Annotated in this window: 13 protein-coding genes; 6 read left to right on the plus strand and 7 right to left on the minus strand. The window is 65.9% G+C overall.

Features of this window, described 5'->3' with window-relative positions; genetic code table 11:
- Positions 1-447: 447 nt before the first annotated feature.
- From tkt to pgl, 6 genes are read left to right on the plus strand one after another with little or no spacing between them, the layout of a single operon-like run.
- On the plus strand, positions 448-2,565 hold the full coding sequence (gene tkt / locus AC3IMC_RS11705; RefSeq protein WP_490918731.1) for a transketolase: 2,118 nt from the start codon (positions 448-450) through the stop codon (positions 2,563-2,565).
- A gap of 26 nt (positions 2,566-2,591) precedes the next feature.
- Complete coding sequence (gene tal, locus AC3IMC_RS11710; protein WP_490918732.1) at positions 2,592-3,707, plus strand: transaldolase; 1,116 nt, start codon at positions 2,592-2,594, stop codon at positions 3,705-3,707.
- Positions 3,708-3,713: 6 nt separating this feature from the next.
- Positions 3,714-5,345 (plus strand): glucose-6-phosphate isomerase, encoded by a 1,632-nt coding sequence (locus tag AC3IMC_RS11715; protein ID WP_490918733.1) that lies wholly within the window; start codon positions 3,714-3,716, stop codon positions 5,343-5,345.
- A gap of 15 nt (positions 5,346-5,360) precedes the next feature.
- Entirely contained in the window at positions 5,361-6,920 is a 1,560-nt protein-coding gene (gene zwf / locus AC3IMC_RS11720) for a glucose-6-phosphate dehydrogenase (RefSeq protein WP_490918734.1), read from the plus strand.
- Positions 6,917-7,858: a glucose-6-phosphate dehydrogenase assembly protein OpcA gene (locus tag AC3IMC_RS11725; RefSeq protein WP_221385638.1), complete on the plus strand. Its 942-nt coding sequence runs from the start codon at positions 6,917-6,919 to the stop codon at positions 7,856-7,858. Before zwf ends, AC3IMC_RS11725 begins: the two co-directional genes overlap by 4 nt.
- A gap of 37 nt (positions 7,859-7,895) precedes the next feature.
- Positions 7,896-8,666: a 6-phosphogluconolactonase gene (pgl, locus tag AC3IMC_RS11730; RefSeq protein WP_490918912.1), complete on the plus strand. Its 771-nt coding sequence runs from the start codon at positions 7,896-7,898 to the stop codon at positions 8,664-8,666.
- On the opposite strand, the gene AC3IMC_RS11735 is transcribed toward pgl, so the two are convergent.
- The 7 genes from AC3IMC_RS11735 to whiA all read right to left on the minus strand — a co-directional run bounded on the left by AC3IMC_RS11735 (position 8,619) and on the right by whiA (position 14,588).
- A complete protein-coding gene (locus AC3IMC_RS11735) occupies positions 8,619-9,014 on the minus strand; it encodes an RNA polymerase-binding protein RbpA (protein ID WP_221385640.1) in 396 nt (131 codons plus the stop codon). The two genes, pgl and AC3IMC_RS11735, sit on opposite strands and share 48 nt — an antisense overlap.
- Before the next feature lie 138 nt (positions 9,015-9,152).
- Entirely contained in the window at positions 9,153-9,407 is a 255-nt protein-coding gene (gene secG, locus AC3IMC_RS11740; RefSeq protein WP_236802620.1) for a preprotein translocase subunit SecG, read from the minus strand.
- Between the two features lie 48 nt (positions 9,408-9,455).
- Complete coding sequence (tpiA, locus tag AC3IMC_RS11745; RefSeq protein ID WP_490918735.1) at positions 9,456-10,271, minus strand: triose-phosphate isomerase; 816 nt, start codon at positions 10,269-10,271, stop codon at positions 9,456-9,458.
- A gap of 108 nt (positions 10,272-10,379) precedes the next feature.
- A complete protein-coding gene (locus AC3IMC_RS11750; protein WP_490918736.1) occupies positions 10,380-11,606 on the minus strand; it encodes a phosphoglycerate kinase in 1,227 nt (408 codons plus the stop codon).
- A gap of 10 nt (positions 11,607-11,616) precedes the next feature.
- Positions 11,617-12,627 carry a type I glyceraldehyde-3-phosphate dehydrogenase gene (gene gap, locus AC3IMC_RS11755; protein WP_490918737.1) on the minus strand — a complete coding sequence of 337 codons (1,011 nt, stop codon included), beginning with the start codon at positions 12,625-12,627 and terminating at the stop codon, positions 11,617-11,619.
- Positions 12,628-12,881: 254 nt separating this feature from the next.
- Positions 12,882-13,508: a superoxide dismutase gene (locus tag AC3IMC_RS11760; RefSeq protein ID WP_454486811.1), complete on the minus strand. Its 627-nt coding sequence runs from the start codon at positions 13,506-13,508 to the stop codon at positions 12,882-12,884.
- Positions 13,509-13,607: 99 nt separating this feature from the next.
- Complete coding sequence (gene whiA, locus AC3IMC_RS11765) at positions 13,608-14,588, minus strand: DNA-binding protein WhiA (RefSeq protein ID WP_013600892.1); 981 nt, start codon at positions 14,586-14,588, stop codon at positions 13,608-13,610.
- Positions 14,589-14,590 lie beyond the last annotated feature (2 nt).

Consider the following 14,590-nt stretch of genomic DNA (forward strand, 5'->3'; position numbering starts at 1 on the left):
CGCCGCGGAAGGATCAAATCCGGCGGGCCGTGCAAGAGCCTGGTAACTCCGGACGGCAGTAGTGGCACACCCGGTGTTGGCCTCAAATATCATACCGCGCCGGCACCGGCGTTCCCGCCCGTCCATATGCGCAATTGATCGCTCGCGCGCCGATTCGAGCAGATTAACTCAACCTGCCGTCAGGGTGATTCACAAAAGGGGAAATTGCGTCCAAAACGTGAGATTTGCGCCGCCCGGAGTATGGATAAGGGCTAAGCTGGCAGCAGGTCAGCCCGCATGAAGGAAGCAGTGGAAAACGCATTCCGAGATACGCGGTGGCTGAGTCAAGGATCAACGTTTCGATGGCGACTGGGTACACCCGCGACGGGCGCCATAAAGCGCGCCTGCAACCGGACCGGGTGTACCGGCGCGATCAGCACAGAGAGGGGCCCGGTTTTCGTGCCACATTTGGAAGAGCAAGAACTGTCATGGACCAGCTTGGACCAGAAGGCGGTGGACACCATCCGCGTGCTGGCTGCCGATGCCGTGGAGAAGGTGGGCAACGGCCACCCTGGTACGGCGATGAGCCTGGCTCCGGCCGCGTACCTGCTGTTCCAGAAGCTAATGCGCCACGATCCGCGCGATCCGCAGTGGCTGGGCCGTGACCGCTTCATCCTGTCCCCGGGCCACACCTCGCTGACCCTGTACATCCAGCTGTTCCTCAACGGCTACGGGCTGGAACTGAAGGACCTGGAAGCGCTCCGTACCTGGGGTTCACTGACTCCAGGCCACCCGGAATACAAGCACACGGCCGGTGTGGAGATCACCACCGGCCCGCTGGGCCAGGGCCTGGCCTCCTCGGTGGGCTTTGCTTACTCGCAGCGCCGCCAGCGTGGACTGTTCGACGCCGATGCCCCCGCGGGCGAGTCGCCGTTCGACCACACCATCTGGGTCATCGCGTCCGACGGCGACCTCCAGGAAGGCGTCACTGCCGAGGCTTCCTCGCTGGCCGGCCACCAGGAGCTCGGCAACCTCGTGGTCATCTACGACGAGAACCACATCTCCATCGAGGACGACACCGACATCGCGTTCACCGAGGATGTCCTCAAGCGTTACGAAGCCTACGGCTGGCACACCCAGCGGGTGGACTGGACCAAGACGGGTGAATACAAGGAAGACGTCCAGGAGCTCTACAGCGCCCTGCTCGCGGCCAAGTCAGAGACCTCCAAGCCGTCCATCATCTCGCTGCGCACCATCATCGGCTACCCGGCACCGAAGAAGCAGAACACCGGCAAGATCCACGGCTCCGCCCTCGGCGCCGAGGAAGTCGCAGCGCTGAAGGAAGTCCTGGGCTTCGACCCCGCCAAGTCCTTCGAGGTAGACCAGGAAGTCCTCGACCACGCACGCCAGGTCGTGGACCGCGGTGCGGCCGCCCGCAAGGAATGGGAAGAGTCCTTCAACGCCTGGCAGGCAGCCAACCCTGAAGGTGCAGCCCTGCTGCAGCGCATCGAGGCGCAGGAACTGCCCGAAGGCATCGACGCCGCCCTGCCCGTCTTCGAAGCCGGCAAGGACGTCTCCACCCGGGCCGCCTCCGGCAAGGTCCTCAACGCCCTGGGCCCGGTCCTGCCCGAACTCTGGGGCGGCTCCGCCGACCTCGCCGAGTCCAACAACACCACCATCGAGGGCTCGCCGTCGTTCGTGCCGGCCTCCAAGCAGACCGGCGCCTGGTCCGGCAACCCGTACGGCCGGGTCCTGCACTTCGGTATCCGCGAACACGCCGCAGCCTCGATCGTGAACGGGATCAGCCTGGCAGGCAACACCCGCGCGTTCTCCGGCACGTTCCTGATCTTCTCCGACTACCAGCGCCCCGCCATCCGCCTCGGCGCCCTGATGGGGGTCCCGTCGCTGTACGTCTGGACGCACGACTCCATCGGCCTCGGCGAGGACGGCCCCACCCACCAGCCGGTCGAACAGCTCGCCTCCCTGCGCGCCATCGTGGGCCTGGACGTGGTCCGCCCCGGTGACGCGAACGAAGTGGCAGCGGCGTGGAAGACCATGCTGGAAAACCACGCCAACCCCGCAGGCATCGTCCTGACCCGCCAGAACATCCCCACGTGGGAACGCGGCACGGGCGACGCCGACGGCGACACCTTCGGCTCCACCGCCGGCGTTGCGAAGGGCGGCTATGTCCTGGCCGAGGCATCCAAGGACGGCGCCACCGTCCCGGCCGACGTCATCCTGATCGCCACCGGTTCCGAGGTCCAGCTCGCTGTCAAGGCCCGCGAAGCCCTCCAGGCCGAAGGCATCGCAGCCCGCGTCGTATCCATGCCCTGCGTTGAGTGGTTCAAGAAGCAGGACGCCGCCTACCGCGAATCGGTCCTGCCCGCCGCCGTCAAGGCCCGTGTCTCGGTAGAAGCAGGACTTGCCCTGGGCTGGCAGGAATTCGTCGGCGACGCCGGCCGTTCCATCAGCCTCGAGCACTACGGCGCTTCCGCCGACTACAAGCGCCTCTTCCAGGAGTTCGGCATTACCGCCGAAGCAGTGGCCGCCGCTGCCAAGGACTCCCTCTCCGCCCTCCAGGCCTGAACCTAAACTTTTAGGAGATCAACACCATGACTACCCCCACCCAGCAGCTCTCCGACGCCGGAGTTTCCATCTGGCTTGATGACCTTTCCCGCGGACGCCTGGAAACCGGCACCCTCCGCAAGCTCATCGAAGAGAAGAACGTGGTCGGCGTGACCACCAACCCGTCCATCTTCCACGCCGCCATCACCACCGGCACCGACTACGATGCCACCATCGCAGCCCAGGCCGCCGCCGGTGCCGGCGTCGAGGACACCATCTTCGAAATCACCACCACCGACGTCGCCGACGCCTGCGATCTGTTCGCCCCCGTGGCAGCAGCCACCAAGGGCGTCGACGGCCGCGTGTCGATCGAAGTCGACCCGCGCCTGGCCTGGGACACGGCAGGTACCATCGCCGAGGCAAAGCACCTGTACAAAAAGGTCAACAAGGACAACGTCCACATCAAGATCCCGGCAACGCTCGAAGGCCTCGAAGCGATCACGGCCACCCTCGCCGAGGGCATCAGCGTCAACGTGACCCTGATCTTCTCCCTCGAGCGCTACCGCGCGGTCATCAACGCCTTCCAGTCCGGCCTGGAACAGGCCAAGGAAAACGGCCACGACCTGTCGAAGATCCACTCCGTCGCGTCGTTCTTCGTCTCCCGCGTGGACACCGAGATCGACAAGCGCCTGGATGCGATCGGCACCGACGAAGCCAAGGCCCTCAAGGGCAAGGCCGGGCTGGCCAACGCCCGCCTCGCCTACCAGGTCTACGAGGAACTCTTCGCCACTGAGCGCTGGGCACTGCTGGCCGACGCCGGGGCACTCCCCCAGCGTCCCCTGTGGGCATCCACCGGCGTGAAGGACCCCGCCTACCCGGACACTCTCTACGTGACCGAACTGGTGGCCCCCGGCGTCGTGAACACCATGCCCGAGAAGACCCTCGACGCCACGTTCGACCACGGCGTGGTCACCGGTGACACCGTCACCGGCACGTACGCCGAAGCCAACGCCACGCTCGACGCCCTGGAGAAGCTCGGCGTCTCCTACAACGACGTCGTTGCCCTCCTCGAATCCGAGGGCCTCGACAAATTCGTGGCCAGCTGGAAGGAACTACTGGCCGACGTCGAAGGCGCACTCGCCGCTGCACGGAAGGCCTCCTAACCACCCATGAGCACACTCAGCTACGAAGCCACCGGTGCCGCACAGCAGGCACTTGAACAGCACCTTCCCGCCCTGGTTGAGGACCGGATCGCCACCCGGATCTTCGCAAAGGACCACACCTTGTGGGGCCCCGACGCGGAGTCCGAGTCGGCCATCCGCCTCGGCTGGGTGGAGGCGGCCACGGTCTCCCAGCCGCTGGTCAAGGAAATCCTGGAACTCCGCGACGCCCTCCGGGCTGAAGGGGTAACCCGCATCGTGCTTTGCGGCATGGGCGGGTCCTCGCTGGCCCCGGAGGTCATCGCAGGCACCGCCGGCGTCGAGCTGACTGTGCTGGACAGCACGGACCCGGACCAGGTCCGTGCTGCCCTGGCGGACCGCCTGGCCGAAACCGCCATTGTGGTCTCGTCCAAGTCCGGGTCCACCGTTGAGACCGACTCCCAGCGCCGGGTCTTCGAAAAGGCCTTCAATGACGCCGGCATCGACGCAGGCAGCCGGATCATCATCGTCACCGACCCCGGCTCCCCCCTGGACAAGGCTTCCCGCGAAGCCGGCTACCGCGCCGTCTTCAACGCCGACCCCAACGTCGGTGGCCGCTTCTCCGCCCTGACCGCGTTCGGCCTGGTACCGTCCGGCCTGGCCGGCGTGGACATCCAGGCCTTCCTGGACGAGGCCGAGGAAGCAGCCGAGGTCCTCAACGAGGACGCACCGGAAAACATCGGCCTGGCACTTGGCACCGCACTGGGCGGAACCAGTCCGCTGCGCAACAAGATCGTCATCGCCGAGGACGGTTCCGGCATCGTGGGCTTCGCCGACTGGGCCGAACAGCTCATCGCCGAATCGACCGGCAAGCTCGGTACCGGTGTCCTCCCGGTCGTGGCCGGCCCTTCATCGCCGGAGGCGAAGACCGGCGCCGACGACGTCCTGGTGGTGCGCCTGGTCGGCGCCGACGCGGACGTCGAACTCGGCGCCAACGAGGTTGCCATCGCCGGTGGCCTCGCGGCGCAGATGATGGTGTGGGAGTTCGCCACCGCAGTGGCCGGTCGCCTGCTGGGCATCAACCCGTTCGACCAGCCGGACGTCGAAGCTGCCAAGGTGGCCGCCCGCGGACTCCTGGACGCGCAGCCTGAGCCGACTCCGGCCGCCTTCGTCGACGGCGCCATCGAGGTCCGCGGCGGCGATTGGCTTGGCGCCGCCGCAACGGCTGAAGAAGCAGTCCGTGCCCTGCTGGACACTCTTCAGCCGGACAGCTACCTCAGCGTCCAGGCCTACTTCGACCGGCTGGCGTTCGCTCAACTCGAAGGTGTCCGCGATGAGCTGGCCGCAGTAACCGGCCGTCCGGTGACCTTCGGCTGGGGACCGCGCTTCCTGCACTCCACGGGCCAGTTCCACAAGGGCGGACCCGCCATCGGCGTGTTCCTCCAGGTCACCGCCGCCGCCACGGAAGACCTCGCCATCCCGGACCGTCCCTTCACCTTCGGTGAACTCATCGCCGCCCAGGCGGCCGGGGACGCGCAGGTACTGGCTGAACACGGCCGCCCCGTGCTGCGCCTCCACCTCACCGACCGTGCCGCCGGCGTGGCGCAGCTGCAGGACATCGTCACTGCCCTGTCCGCCCGGGCATCCGCAACCGAAAGCTAAGGCGCAGAAGCAACCATGCCAGAAACTGAATACGGCAGGAAGGGCGCGGGCCGCGGGCGTAATCCGCTGCGTGATCCGCGTGATCGCCGTTTGAACCGGATTGCCGGCCCGTCCTCGTTGGTCCTTTTTGGAGTGACAGGCGATTTGGCCCGGAAAAAGCTGATGCCGGCTGTTTATGATCTTGCGAATCGTGGGCTGTTGCCGCCGAGCTTTGCGCTCGTGGGGTTTGGCCGGCGGCCCTGGAGTGATGAGGATTTCGCCGCCCAGGTCAAGGACTCGGTGCAGGCGCACGCCCGGACGCCGTTTGATGAGGCGGTGTGGAACCAGCTCTCCGAGGGCATCCGGTTTGTCCAGGGCGAGTTCGACGACGACGCGGCGTTCGAGCGGCTTGGCGAGACCATCAAGGAGCTCGACGATGTCCGGGGCACCCGGGGGAACCATGCGTTTTATTTGTCGATCCCGCCCAAGGCCTTTGAGCAGGTCTGCCGGCAGTTGTCCAAGCACGGCCTGGCGCAGGCTGAGGGGGACAAGTGGCGGCGGGTGGTGATCGAGAAACCCTTCGGCCATGACCTGGAGTCGGCGCGGAAGCTGAACGACATTGTCGAGTCGGTGTTCCCGCCGGATGCGGTGTTCCGGATTGACCATTACCTGGGCAAGGAGACGGTGCAGAACATCCTGGCGTTGCGGTTCGCGAACCAGTTGTTCGAGCCCTTGTGGAACGCGAACTACGTGGACCATGTCCAGATCACGATGGCCGAGGACATCGGCACCGGCGGGCGCGCCGGGTATTACGACGGCGTGGGTGCGGCGCGGGATGTCATCCAGAACCACCTGTTGCAGCTGCTGGCTCTGACGGCGATGGAGGAACCGATTTCGTTCAACGCCGATGATCTGCGCGCGGAGAAGGAAAAGGTCCTCGCTGCGGTCAAGCTCCCGGAGGATTTGTCGACGCACTCTGCGCGGGGGCAGTTCACCGGCGGCTGGCAGGGCGGCGAGCAGGTTCAGGGATATCTGGAGGAAGAAGGCATCCCTGCAGACTCGACCACGGAGACCTACGCGGCGGTCCGGGTGGACATCCACACGAGGCGTTGGTCCGGGGTGCCGTTCTACCTGCGCGCCGGGAAGCGGTTGGGGCGCCGGGTAACGGAGATCGCGGTGGTGTTCAAACGCGCCCCGAACCTGCTGTTCCGTGACCATGGTGAGGATGATTTCGGGCAGAACGCGGTGGTCATCCGGGTCCAGCCCGATGAGGGCGTGACGATCCGGTTCGGGTCCAAGGTCCCCGGCACGCAGATGGAAGTGCGGGACGTGACGATGGACTTCGGGTACGGGCACTCGTTCACCGAATCCTCCCCGGAGGCGTATGAGCGGCTGATCCTGGATGTGCTGCTCGGTGAGCCGCCGCTGTTCCCCCGCCATGAGGAAGTTGAGCTGTCCTGGAAGATCCTTGACCCGTTCGAGGAGTACTGGGCGTCCCTGGATGAACAGCCTGAACCCTACGCCCCCGGCTCCTGGGGGCCCGCCTCCGCTGACGAGCTGCTGGCCCGTGACGGACGAACCTGGAGAAGGCCATGATCGTTAACCTGCCCGATACCACCACGTCGAAGGTCTCCAAGGAACTGATGGCCCTGCGCGAGCAGGGCGGTGTGATCGCCCTGGGCCGGGTCCTGACCCTGGTCGTGGTCACGAAGTCGGGGCTGGAGGAAGAAGCGATCGAGGCCGCGAACGACGCCTCCCGCGAACACCCCTGCCGGATCATCGTTCTCGCGGACGCCGGGAAGGACCACGCGGACCGGCTCGACGCCCAGATCCGGGTCGGCGGGGACGCCGGCGCGTCGGAGGTGATCGTGCTGCGCGGCTACGGCCAACTCGCGCACGAATCCGAATCCCTCGTCGCCGCCCTGCTGCTCCCGGACGCACCCATCGTGGCCTGGTGGCCGCACGGCGCCCCGCAGAACGCCTGCGAAACCTCCATCGGCGCGATCGCGCACCGCCGGATCACCGACTCCGCGAATGAACCCGACCCCCAGGCCGCGCTGGAACGCATCCACCGGACCTACAAAGCCGGGGACACCGACCTCGCCTGGACACGCCTGACCAACTGGCGCATCCAACTCGCCGCCGCACTGGACGAAGCCGACTCCTCCCCCGTCACTGCGGTCGCGGTGGAAGGAGCATCGGACTCGCCGAGCACCATCCTCCTGGCCGCCTGGCTCACGCTGACCCTGGACGCACCGGTCACCATTGTCGCGGACCCAGCCGGGACAGGCATACGCCGCGTGCGGCTCACCCGCCCGGGCGGAGACATCCAGCTCTTCCGCCCGGGGTTGTCCATCGCCGAGCTCACCCAGCCCGGCCAGCCGGCCCAGCGCATCTCCCTGCCGCGACGCAGTCTTCGGGACTGCCTCGCCGAAGAGCTGCGCCGCCTGGACCCGGACGAAGTGTTTGGCGAAGTGATTACTATGGGACTGCCACGAACCAACCTAAGGAGCGTCCGACCCAGTGAGCGTTGACCCAAGAGTAAGCATTCATCCTGATTCGTCCGTCCTCATGGCTGCCATCGCGGCGCGCCTGATCACCAAGCTCGTTGATGTGCAGGACAAGTACGGCGAAGCCACCGTGGTGCTCACCGGGGGAACGGTGGGAATCGGCACGTTGAAGGCTGTTGCTGACTCTCCGGCGGCGCCCGCCGTCGATTGGTCGAAGGTCAATTTCTGGTGGGGGGACGAGCGTTTCGTCGCTTCCGCCGACCCGGACCGGAACACGAAACAGGCGTTCGATGCCCTGCTGTCGCACATTCCGGTGGACCCGGACCGGGTCCACTCCCCGGGCTCGTCCGATGATTTCGGCACCCCGGAAGAGGCAGCGGACGACTACGCCAGGCAGCTTCGGGATGCGGCTGCAGCCGAACACGCAGCCGACATGTCCGACGACCGGCCAGAGGAGCCTGCATCCCTCCCCCGGCTGGACGTGGTCCTGCTCGGTGTGGGTCCTGACGCGCACGTGGCCTCGCTCTTCCCGGAGCAGGCCGGCATACGCGAGAAGGAGCGCACGGTGGTGGGCGTGCGGAACTCGCCCAAGCCACCGCCGCTGCGCGTCTCCCTCACCCTGCCGGCCATCAACACGGCAGCGGAGGTGTGGATGGTGGTGGCAGGAGAGGACAAAGCCGGCGCGGTAGGGCTGGCACTGGCCGGCGCGAACCCTGTCCAGGTGCCTGCCGCGGGTCCCCGGGGAACATCCCGTACCCTGTGGCTGATCGACGAGAACGCGGCCTCACGTGTCCCGCAGCAACTCGTCCGGAAGGACGCCGCGGGCGCGTAGTTTTTCCAGCGCTCCGGCCAGGACGTCTTCGGCGTCCTGGCCGGAGCGCCGCTCTTTAACGTACTCAAGGTGGCTCTTGTAACCGTCGTCAAACGGATCGTCTGCGGCCGCCGCCTGTCCGTCCCGGGAAGCGATCCCGCCGCATCTCCGGCAGTCCCATGTCAGCGGAATCTGGTCTTCCGGCATTTTCAGGAAGACGGGCTGGGTCTCATGGCCTTTCGCGCACCAGTATGAAACACGGATGCGCGGCAGCGGATGGGGGCTCGGGTCGCTGGACTGCAGGCTGGACCCTGAGCCTGCGGTAACGCCGGCACGGGTGCCCCGGAAGCCAGATGCTGGATGGACCATTGCAACTCCTGCCGTGATGCGGATGCCTGGGCATCCGCGGCTTAAACAGAACTGTGGCTGCCGGTTGAACCGACAGCCACAGTCTAGAAGGCCAGGCGCTGCGGCAGGAGTGCCGCAAGACCCTATTCGCGAAGGGCTTTAAGAGTCGCCGCCACTGAACCGCATGATCAGGCCGAGCGCGATGATCACCAAGCCCCAGGTGACTCCCAGGATGATGGTAAAGCGGTTCAGGTTGCGTTCCGCCACACCGGAGGAGCTCAGGCCCGAGCTCATACCGCCGCCGAACATGTCGGACAGGCCGCCGCCGCGGCCCTTGTGCAGGAGGATCAGCAGCGTCAGCAGGAGGCTGGTGATGCCCAGGAGGATCTGCAGGATGACATGAAGAACGTCCACGACGGCCTTTCGGAAGTTGGGATTGCGGGAGTGTGCGCCGGTACCGGACTAGTCGGTGACCAGGTGGCTCTCGAACCTGACAATATTAGCAAACTCGGCCGGATCAAGGCTGGCGCCACCGACCAGGACGCCATCCACGTCAGGTTCCTGGAGGATGGCAGCGGCGTTGTTCGCTTTCACGGAGCCGCCGTAGAGGAGCCGGGTCTTGGCTGCGACATCGGCGCCGAAGAGGGTCTGCAGTTCTGCCCGGATGGCGGCGCACATCTCCTGCGCGTCCTCAGGGCCGGCCACCTCGCCGGTGCCGATGGCCCAGACGGGCTCATAAGCCACCACAAGTTCGGCTGCCTGCTCGTTGGTGAGCCCCTGAACGCCGGCGCGGAGCTGCTGGAGGGTGTGCTCAACGTGCGTCCCGGCCTGGCGGATTTCCAGGCCCTCGCCCACGCAGAGCACGGGGATGACGCCATGCTTGAACGCGGCCTTGACCTTCGCGTTGAGGACCTCATCAGACTCGTTGTGGATGGTGCGGCGTTCGCTGTGGCCCACCAGCACGTACTTGCATCCGAGCTTGTTCAGGAACTGGCCGGAGATGTCCCCGGTGTAGGCACCGGAATCGAATTGGGACAGGTCCTGGCCGCCGTAGGCTACCTGGAGGTCGTCGCCCTGGACCAGGGTCTGCACCCCGCGCAGGTCGGTGAACGGCGGGAAGACGGCAACCTCGACCCTGCTGTAGTCGTGCTTGGCGTCAGAGAGGGTCCAGGCCAGCTTCTGCAGGAGCGTGATGCCCTGCACGTGGTCCATGTTCATTTTCCAGTTGCCCGCGATGAAGGGCTTGCGGTCGAAAGCGCCGTTCGTTGACGTTGTCACGTGATCTCCAAAAAGTACTTGATATGTGTTCGGCCGGCAGGCTGCCACAGGCAACCTGCCGGCCGGAGGACTGCAAAGTCCGTTCAGTGCCGGACAGCGGCCGCTTACCTAGCGGTCCAGGACGCTGAGCCCGGGCAGTTCCTTGCCTTCAAGGTATTCCAGGCTGGCGCCGCCACCGGTGGAAATGTGGCCGAACTGGTCATCGGCGAAGCCCAGGGTGCGGACTGCCGCAGCAGAGTCGCCGCCGCCCACTACGGTGAACGCAGCGGTTTCGGTCAGGGCCTGCGCGATGGCACGGGTTCCGGCGGAAAACGCTTCGAACTCGAAGACGCCCATGGGGCCGTTCCAGAACACGGTCTTGGCGCCCTTGATTCGCTCGGCGAAGGCCGCAGCCGAATCCGGACCGATGTCCAGGCCGATGCCCCCGGCACCGAAGCTGCTGCTTTCGATGGCATCGGCAGCAACGGTTTCGTGCGCGGCATCAGCGGCGAACTTCTCAGCGACCACCACATCCGTGGGGACCACGAATTCCGTGCCGGCATCGGCAGCGCGCTTCAGGTAGTCCTGGACCACCGGGATCTGGTCTTCCTCAAGCAGGCTTGATGCCACCTTGTGCCCGGCCGCTGCCAGGAAAGTGAAGAGCATGCCGCCGCCCACCAGGATGGTGTCGGCCTTGCCCAGCAGGTTGTCGATCACGGCGAGCTTGTCGGAAACCTTGGAACCGCCCAGCACCACCACGTAGGGACGCTGGGTGTCGGCGGTCAGCTTGCGCAGGACCTCGACTTCGGTGTGCACGAGGTCGCCCTGGTACGACGGAAGCCTGGTAGCGACGTCGAACACGCTGGCGTGCTTGCGGTGGACGGCACCAAAGGCGTCGTCCACGTACGCTCCGTCACTGCCTGTCAGGGCCACGAGCTCGTCAGCGAAGGCACCGCGTTCCGCATCGTCCTTGCTGGTCTCCCGGGCGTCGAAACGCACGTTCTCCAGGACCAGTACTTCGCCGTCCTGGAGCGAGGCAGCAGCTTCCTTGGCGGAGCTGCCCACTGTGTCCGCAGCCAAGGAGACCTTGAAGTCCGCCAGTTCGGCGAGGCGGTCCGCTGCGGGCCGAAGGGAGTACTTGTCCTCCGGGGCGCCCTTGGGGCGTCCGAGGTGGGCTGTTACCAGCACGCGGGCACCGGCGTCCGTGAGCTTTGACAGCACTGGCAGGGAGGCCTTGATGCGGCCGTCGTCAGTGACTGTAGAGCCGTCGAGCGGCACATTCAGGTCACTTCGAACCAGAATGTACCGCCCGCGGACACCTTCAGCGATGAGTTCGTTGAGGGTGTGAGATGTCATGTGTCTAACCCTAGCCCAGCTTGGACGCGACAAGCTCCGTGAGGTCAACGAGGCGGTTGGAGTAGCCCCATTCGTTGTCATACCAGGAAACAACCTTGACCTGGTTGCCGATGACCTTGGTCAGGCCGGCGTCGAAGATGGACGAGGCGGGGTCGCCGACGATGTCGGAGGAGACAATGGGCTCTTCCGTGTAGGTCAGGAAGCCCTGCAGTTCCTCGGACTCGGCGGCACGCTTGAGGGCGGCGTTGACTTCCTCCACCGTGGTCTCGCGGGAGACCGTGACGGTGAGGTCGGTGGCGGAGCCGGTGGGCACGGGAACGCGGATGGCGTAGCCGTCCAGCTTGCCCTTGAGCTCGGGCAGGACCAGGCCGATGGCCTTGGCGGCGCCGGTGGACGTGGGGACCATGTTGATGGCTGCGGCGCGTGCACGGCGCAGGTCCTTGTGCGGGCCGTCCTGCAGGTTCTGGTCGGCGGTGTAGGCGTGGACGGTGGTCATGAGGCCGCGTTCGATGCCGAATTCGTCGTTGACCACCTTGGCCAGCGGGCCGAGGCAGTTGGTGGTGCAGGAGGCGTTGGAAATGATGTTGTGCTTGGCGTTGTCGTAGAGGTTGTGGTTGACACCCATCACGATGGTGATGTCCTCGTCGGAGGCGGGAGCGGAAATGAGGACCTTCTTCGCGCCGGCGGCGATGTGCTTCTGCGCGTCGGCGGCCTTGGTGAAGAAGCCGGTGGACTCGATGACGATGTCCACGCCGAGCTCGCCCCAGGGGAGGTTGGCGGGATCGCGCTCAGCCAGGACCTTGACGACGTTGCCGTTGACGACGATGTTGCCGTCCTTGACCTCGATGGTTTCCTTCAGGCGGCCGCCCACGGAGTCGTACTTGAACAGGTGCGCCAGGGCCTCGGGGCTGGTGAGGTCGTTGACGGCAACGATTTCCAGGTCCGCGCCCTGGGCAAGCGCTGCGCGGAAGTAGTTGCGGCCAATACGGCCAAAGCCGTTAATACCAATACGGGTCGTCACTTTTACAGTCTCCTTGGTGCTTTCAAAAGCACTACTAGTTGAGCGGGCGTTCAAGCCAACTAACAGATCCCGCACGCCATTGGGCAGAGATGATGAACACGGAGGGCGACCAGCCTCATTGCTGAAGGCTAACCGCCTTCCGTGACCTATCTTACGTTTAACTGGGTCCGCCCCCGCAAGTGCGGGGGCGGACGGTCCACATCCCGGCTCGTTTAAGTCCGAATGTGAAGTTTGTTACACCGTGGTGCAGCCTGCTACGGGAGGGTGATGAGTCCCGTGGCGTTGGTGCGTGCTGCTTCGAAGCGCCGGGCGACGTCCGCCCAGTTCACGATGTTCCAGAATGCCTTGACGTAGTCAGCCTTGACGTTGACGTAGTCGAGGTAGAAGGCGTGTTCCCACATGTCCAGCATCAGCAGCGGGATGGTGCCCAGTGCCGTGTTGCCCTGCTGGTCGTAAAGCTGCTCGATGACCAGGTTTCCGCCGATGGGTTCGTAGGCCAGGAAGCCCCAGCCGGAGCCCTGCAGGCCGAGCGCGGCTGCGGAGAACTGGGCGCGGAACGCGTCGAAGGAACCGAAGGCGTCGTCGATGGCGGCCGCGAGTTCACCTTCGGGCTTGTCGCCGCCGTCCGGGGAGAGGTTGTTCCAGAAGACGGAGTGGTTGACGTGGCCGCCGGTGTGGAAGGCAAGGTCCTTGGAGAGCCGGTTGATGTTGGCGAAGTCGCCCTTTTCCCGTGCTTCGGCAAGCTGCGCCAGCGCGTTGTTGGCGCCTGCAACGTAGGCAGCGTGGTGCTTGCTGTGGTGCAGCTCCATGATCCGCGCAGAGATGTGCGGCTCGAGGGCGGCGTAATCGTACTTGAGTTCGGGCAATACGTACTCAGTCACAAAATCCTCCAATATCGTGGACACGCGGTCCGGTTGGTAACTCTCGGATTGTGCATCCGGGCGTCTGGCGCCCGGAATCTTTTTGATTCTATGGGCCTGCTACTCGTCCAGCATTTCGGGCGTCACATTGGCGTCCGTTCCGGGAATGCCGAGGTCAAGCGCACGTTTGTCCGCCATGGCCAGGAGCCGGCGGATCCGCCCGGCGATGGCGTCCTTGGTCATGACGGGGTCGGCGAGCCGGCCCAGTTCGTCCAGGCTGGCCTGCTTGTGCGCCACCCGGAGCTCGCCGGCGTACTTGAGGTGGTCAGGAACGTCGTCACCCAGGATTTCCAGGGCCCGCTCCACGCGGGCACCGGCGGCGACGGCGGCCTGCGCGGACCGGCGGAGGTTGGCGTCGTCGAAGTTCGCCAGCCTGTTGGCGGTGGCGCGGACCTCTTTGCGCATACGGCGTTCCTCCCACACCATCAGGGCGTCGTGCGCGCCCATGCGGGTGAGGAGGGCAGCAATGGTGTCGCCGTCGCGGATCACGACGCGGTCCACGCCCCGGACTTCGCGAGCCTTGGCCTGGATGTCCAGCCTGCGGGCTGCCCCCACCAGGGCAAGAGCCGACTCCGGCCCCGGGCAGGTCACCTCGAGGGACGAGGACCTCCCCGGTTCCGTCAGGGATCCATGGGCCAGGAATGCGCCGCGCCACACGGCCTCCGCGTCGGCAGCGGAACCGTTGACGACGGCGGACGGCAGGCCGCGCACGGGGCGCCCGCGGCCATCCAGGAGCCCGGTCTGCCGGGCCAGGGCCTCGCCGTCGCGGACAACGCGCACCACGTACCGGCTGGCACGCCGCAGTCCCCCGGCGGAGACGACGATGATCTCGCTTTGGTGCCCGTACACCTCGGCGATGGCGGCCCGGAGCCGGCGGGCGGTGGAGGCGAGGTCGACCTCCGCTTCGATGACGATCCGGCCCGAGATGATGTGCAGTCCCCCGGCGAACCGGAGCATTGCGGAGACTTCAGCCTTCCGCACGGATGACTTCTTGATGTCCAGACGGGACAGTTCTTCCTTGACTGATGATGTCAGTGCCATGG

The sequence above is a fragment of the Arthrobacter sp. E70 genome, from assembly GCF_058266945.1.

What these genes read in the sequence shown, in the direction of transcription:
- AC3IMC_RS11715 (WP_490918733.1), top strand. Translation starts at nt 3,714, where the DNA reads ATGAGCACACTCAGCTACGAAGCCACCGGTGCCGCACAGCAGGCACTT.
- AC3IMC_RS11735 (WP_221385640.1), bottom strand. Translation starts at nt 9,014, where the DNA reads ATGGTCCATCCAGCATCTGGCTTCCGGGGCACCCGTGCCGGCGTTACC.
- AC3IMC_RS11725 (WP_221385638.1), top strand. Translation starts at nt 6,917, where the DNA reads ATGATCGTTAACCTGCCCGATACCACCACGTCGAAGGTCTCCAAGGAA.
- zwf (WP_490918734.1), top strand. Translation starts at nt 5,361, where the DNA reads ATGCCAGAAACTGAATACGGCAGGAAGGGCGCGGGCCGCGGGCGTAAT.
- tal (WP_490918732.1), top strand. Translation starts at nt 2,592, where the DNA reads ATGACTACCCCCACCCAGCAGCTCTCCGACGCCGGAGTTTCCATCTGG.
- pgl (WP_490918912.1), top strand. Translation starts at nt 7,896, where the DNA reads ATGGCTGCCATCGCGGCGCGCCTGATCACCAAGCTCGTTGATGTGCAG.
- whiA (WP_013600892.1), bottom strand. Translation starts at nt 14,588, where the DNA reads ATGGCACTGACATCATCAGTCAAGGAAGAACTGTCCCGTCTGGACATC.
- AC3IMC_RS11750 (WP_490918736.1), bottom strand. Translation starts at nt 11,606, where the DNA reads ATGACATCTCACACCCTCAACGAACTCATCGCTGAAGGTGTCCGCGGG.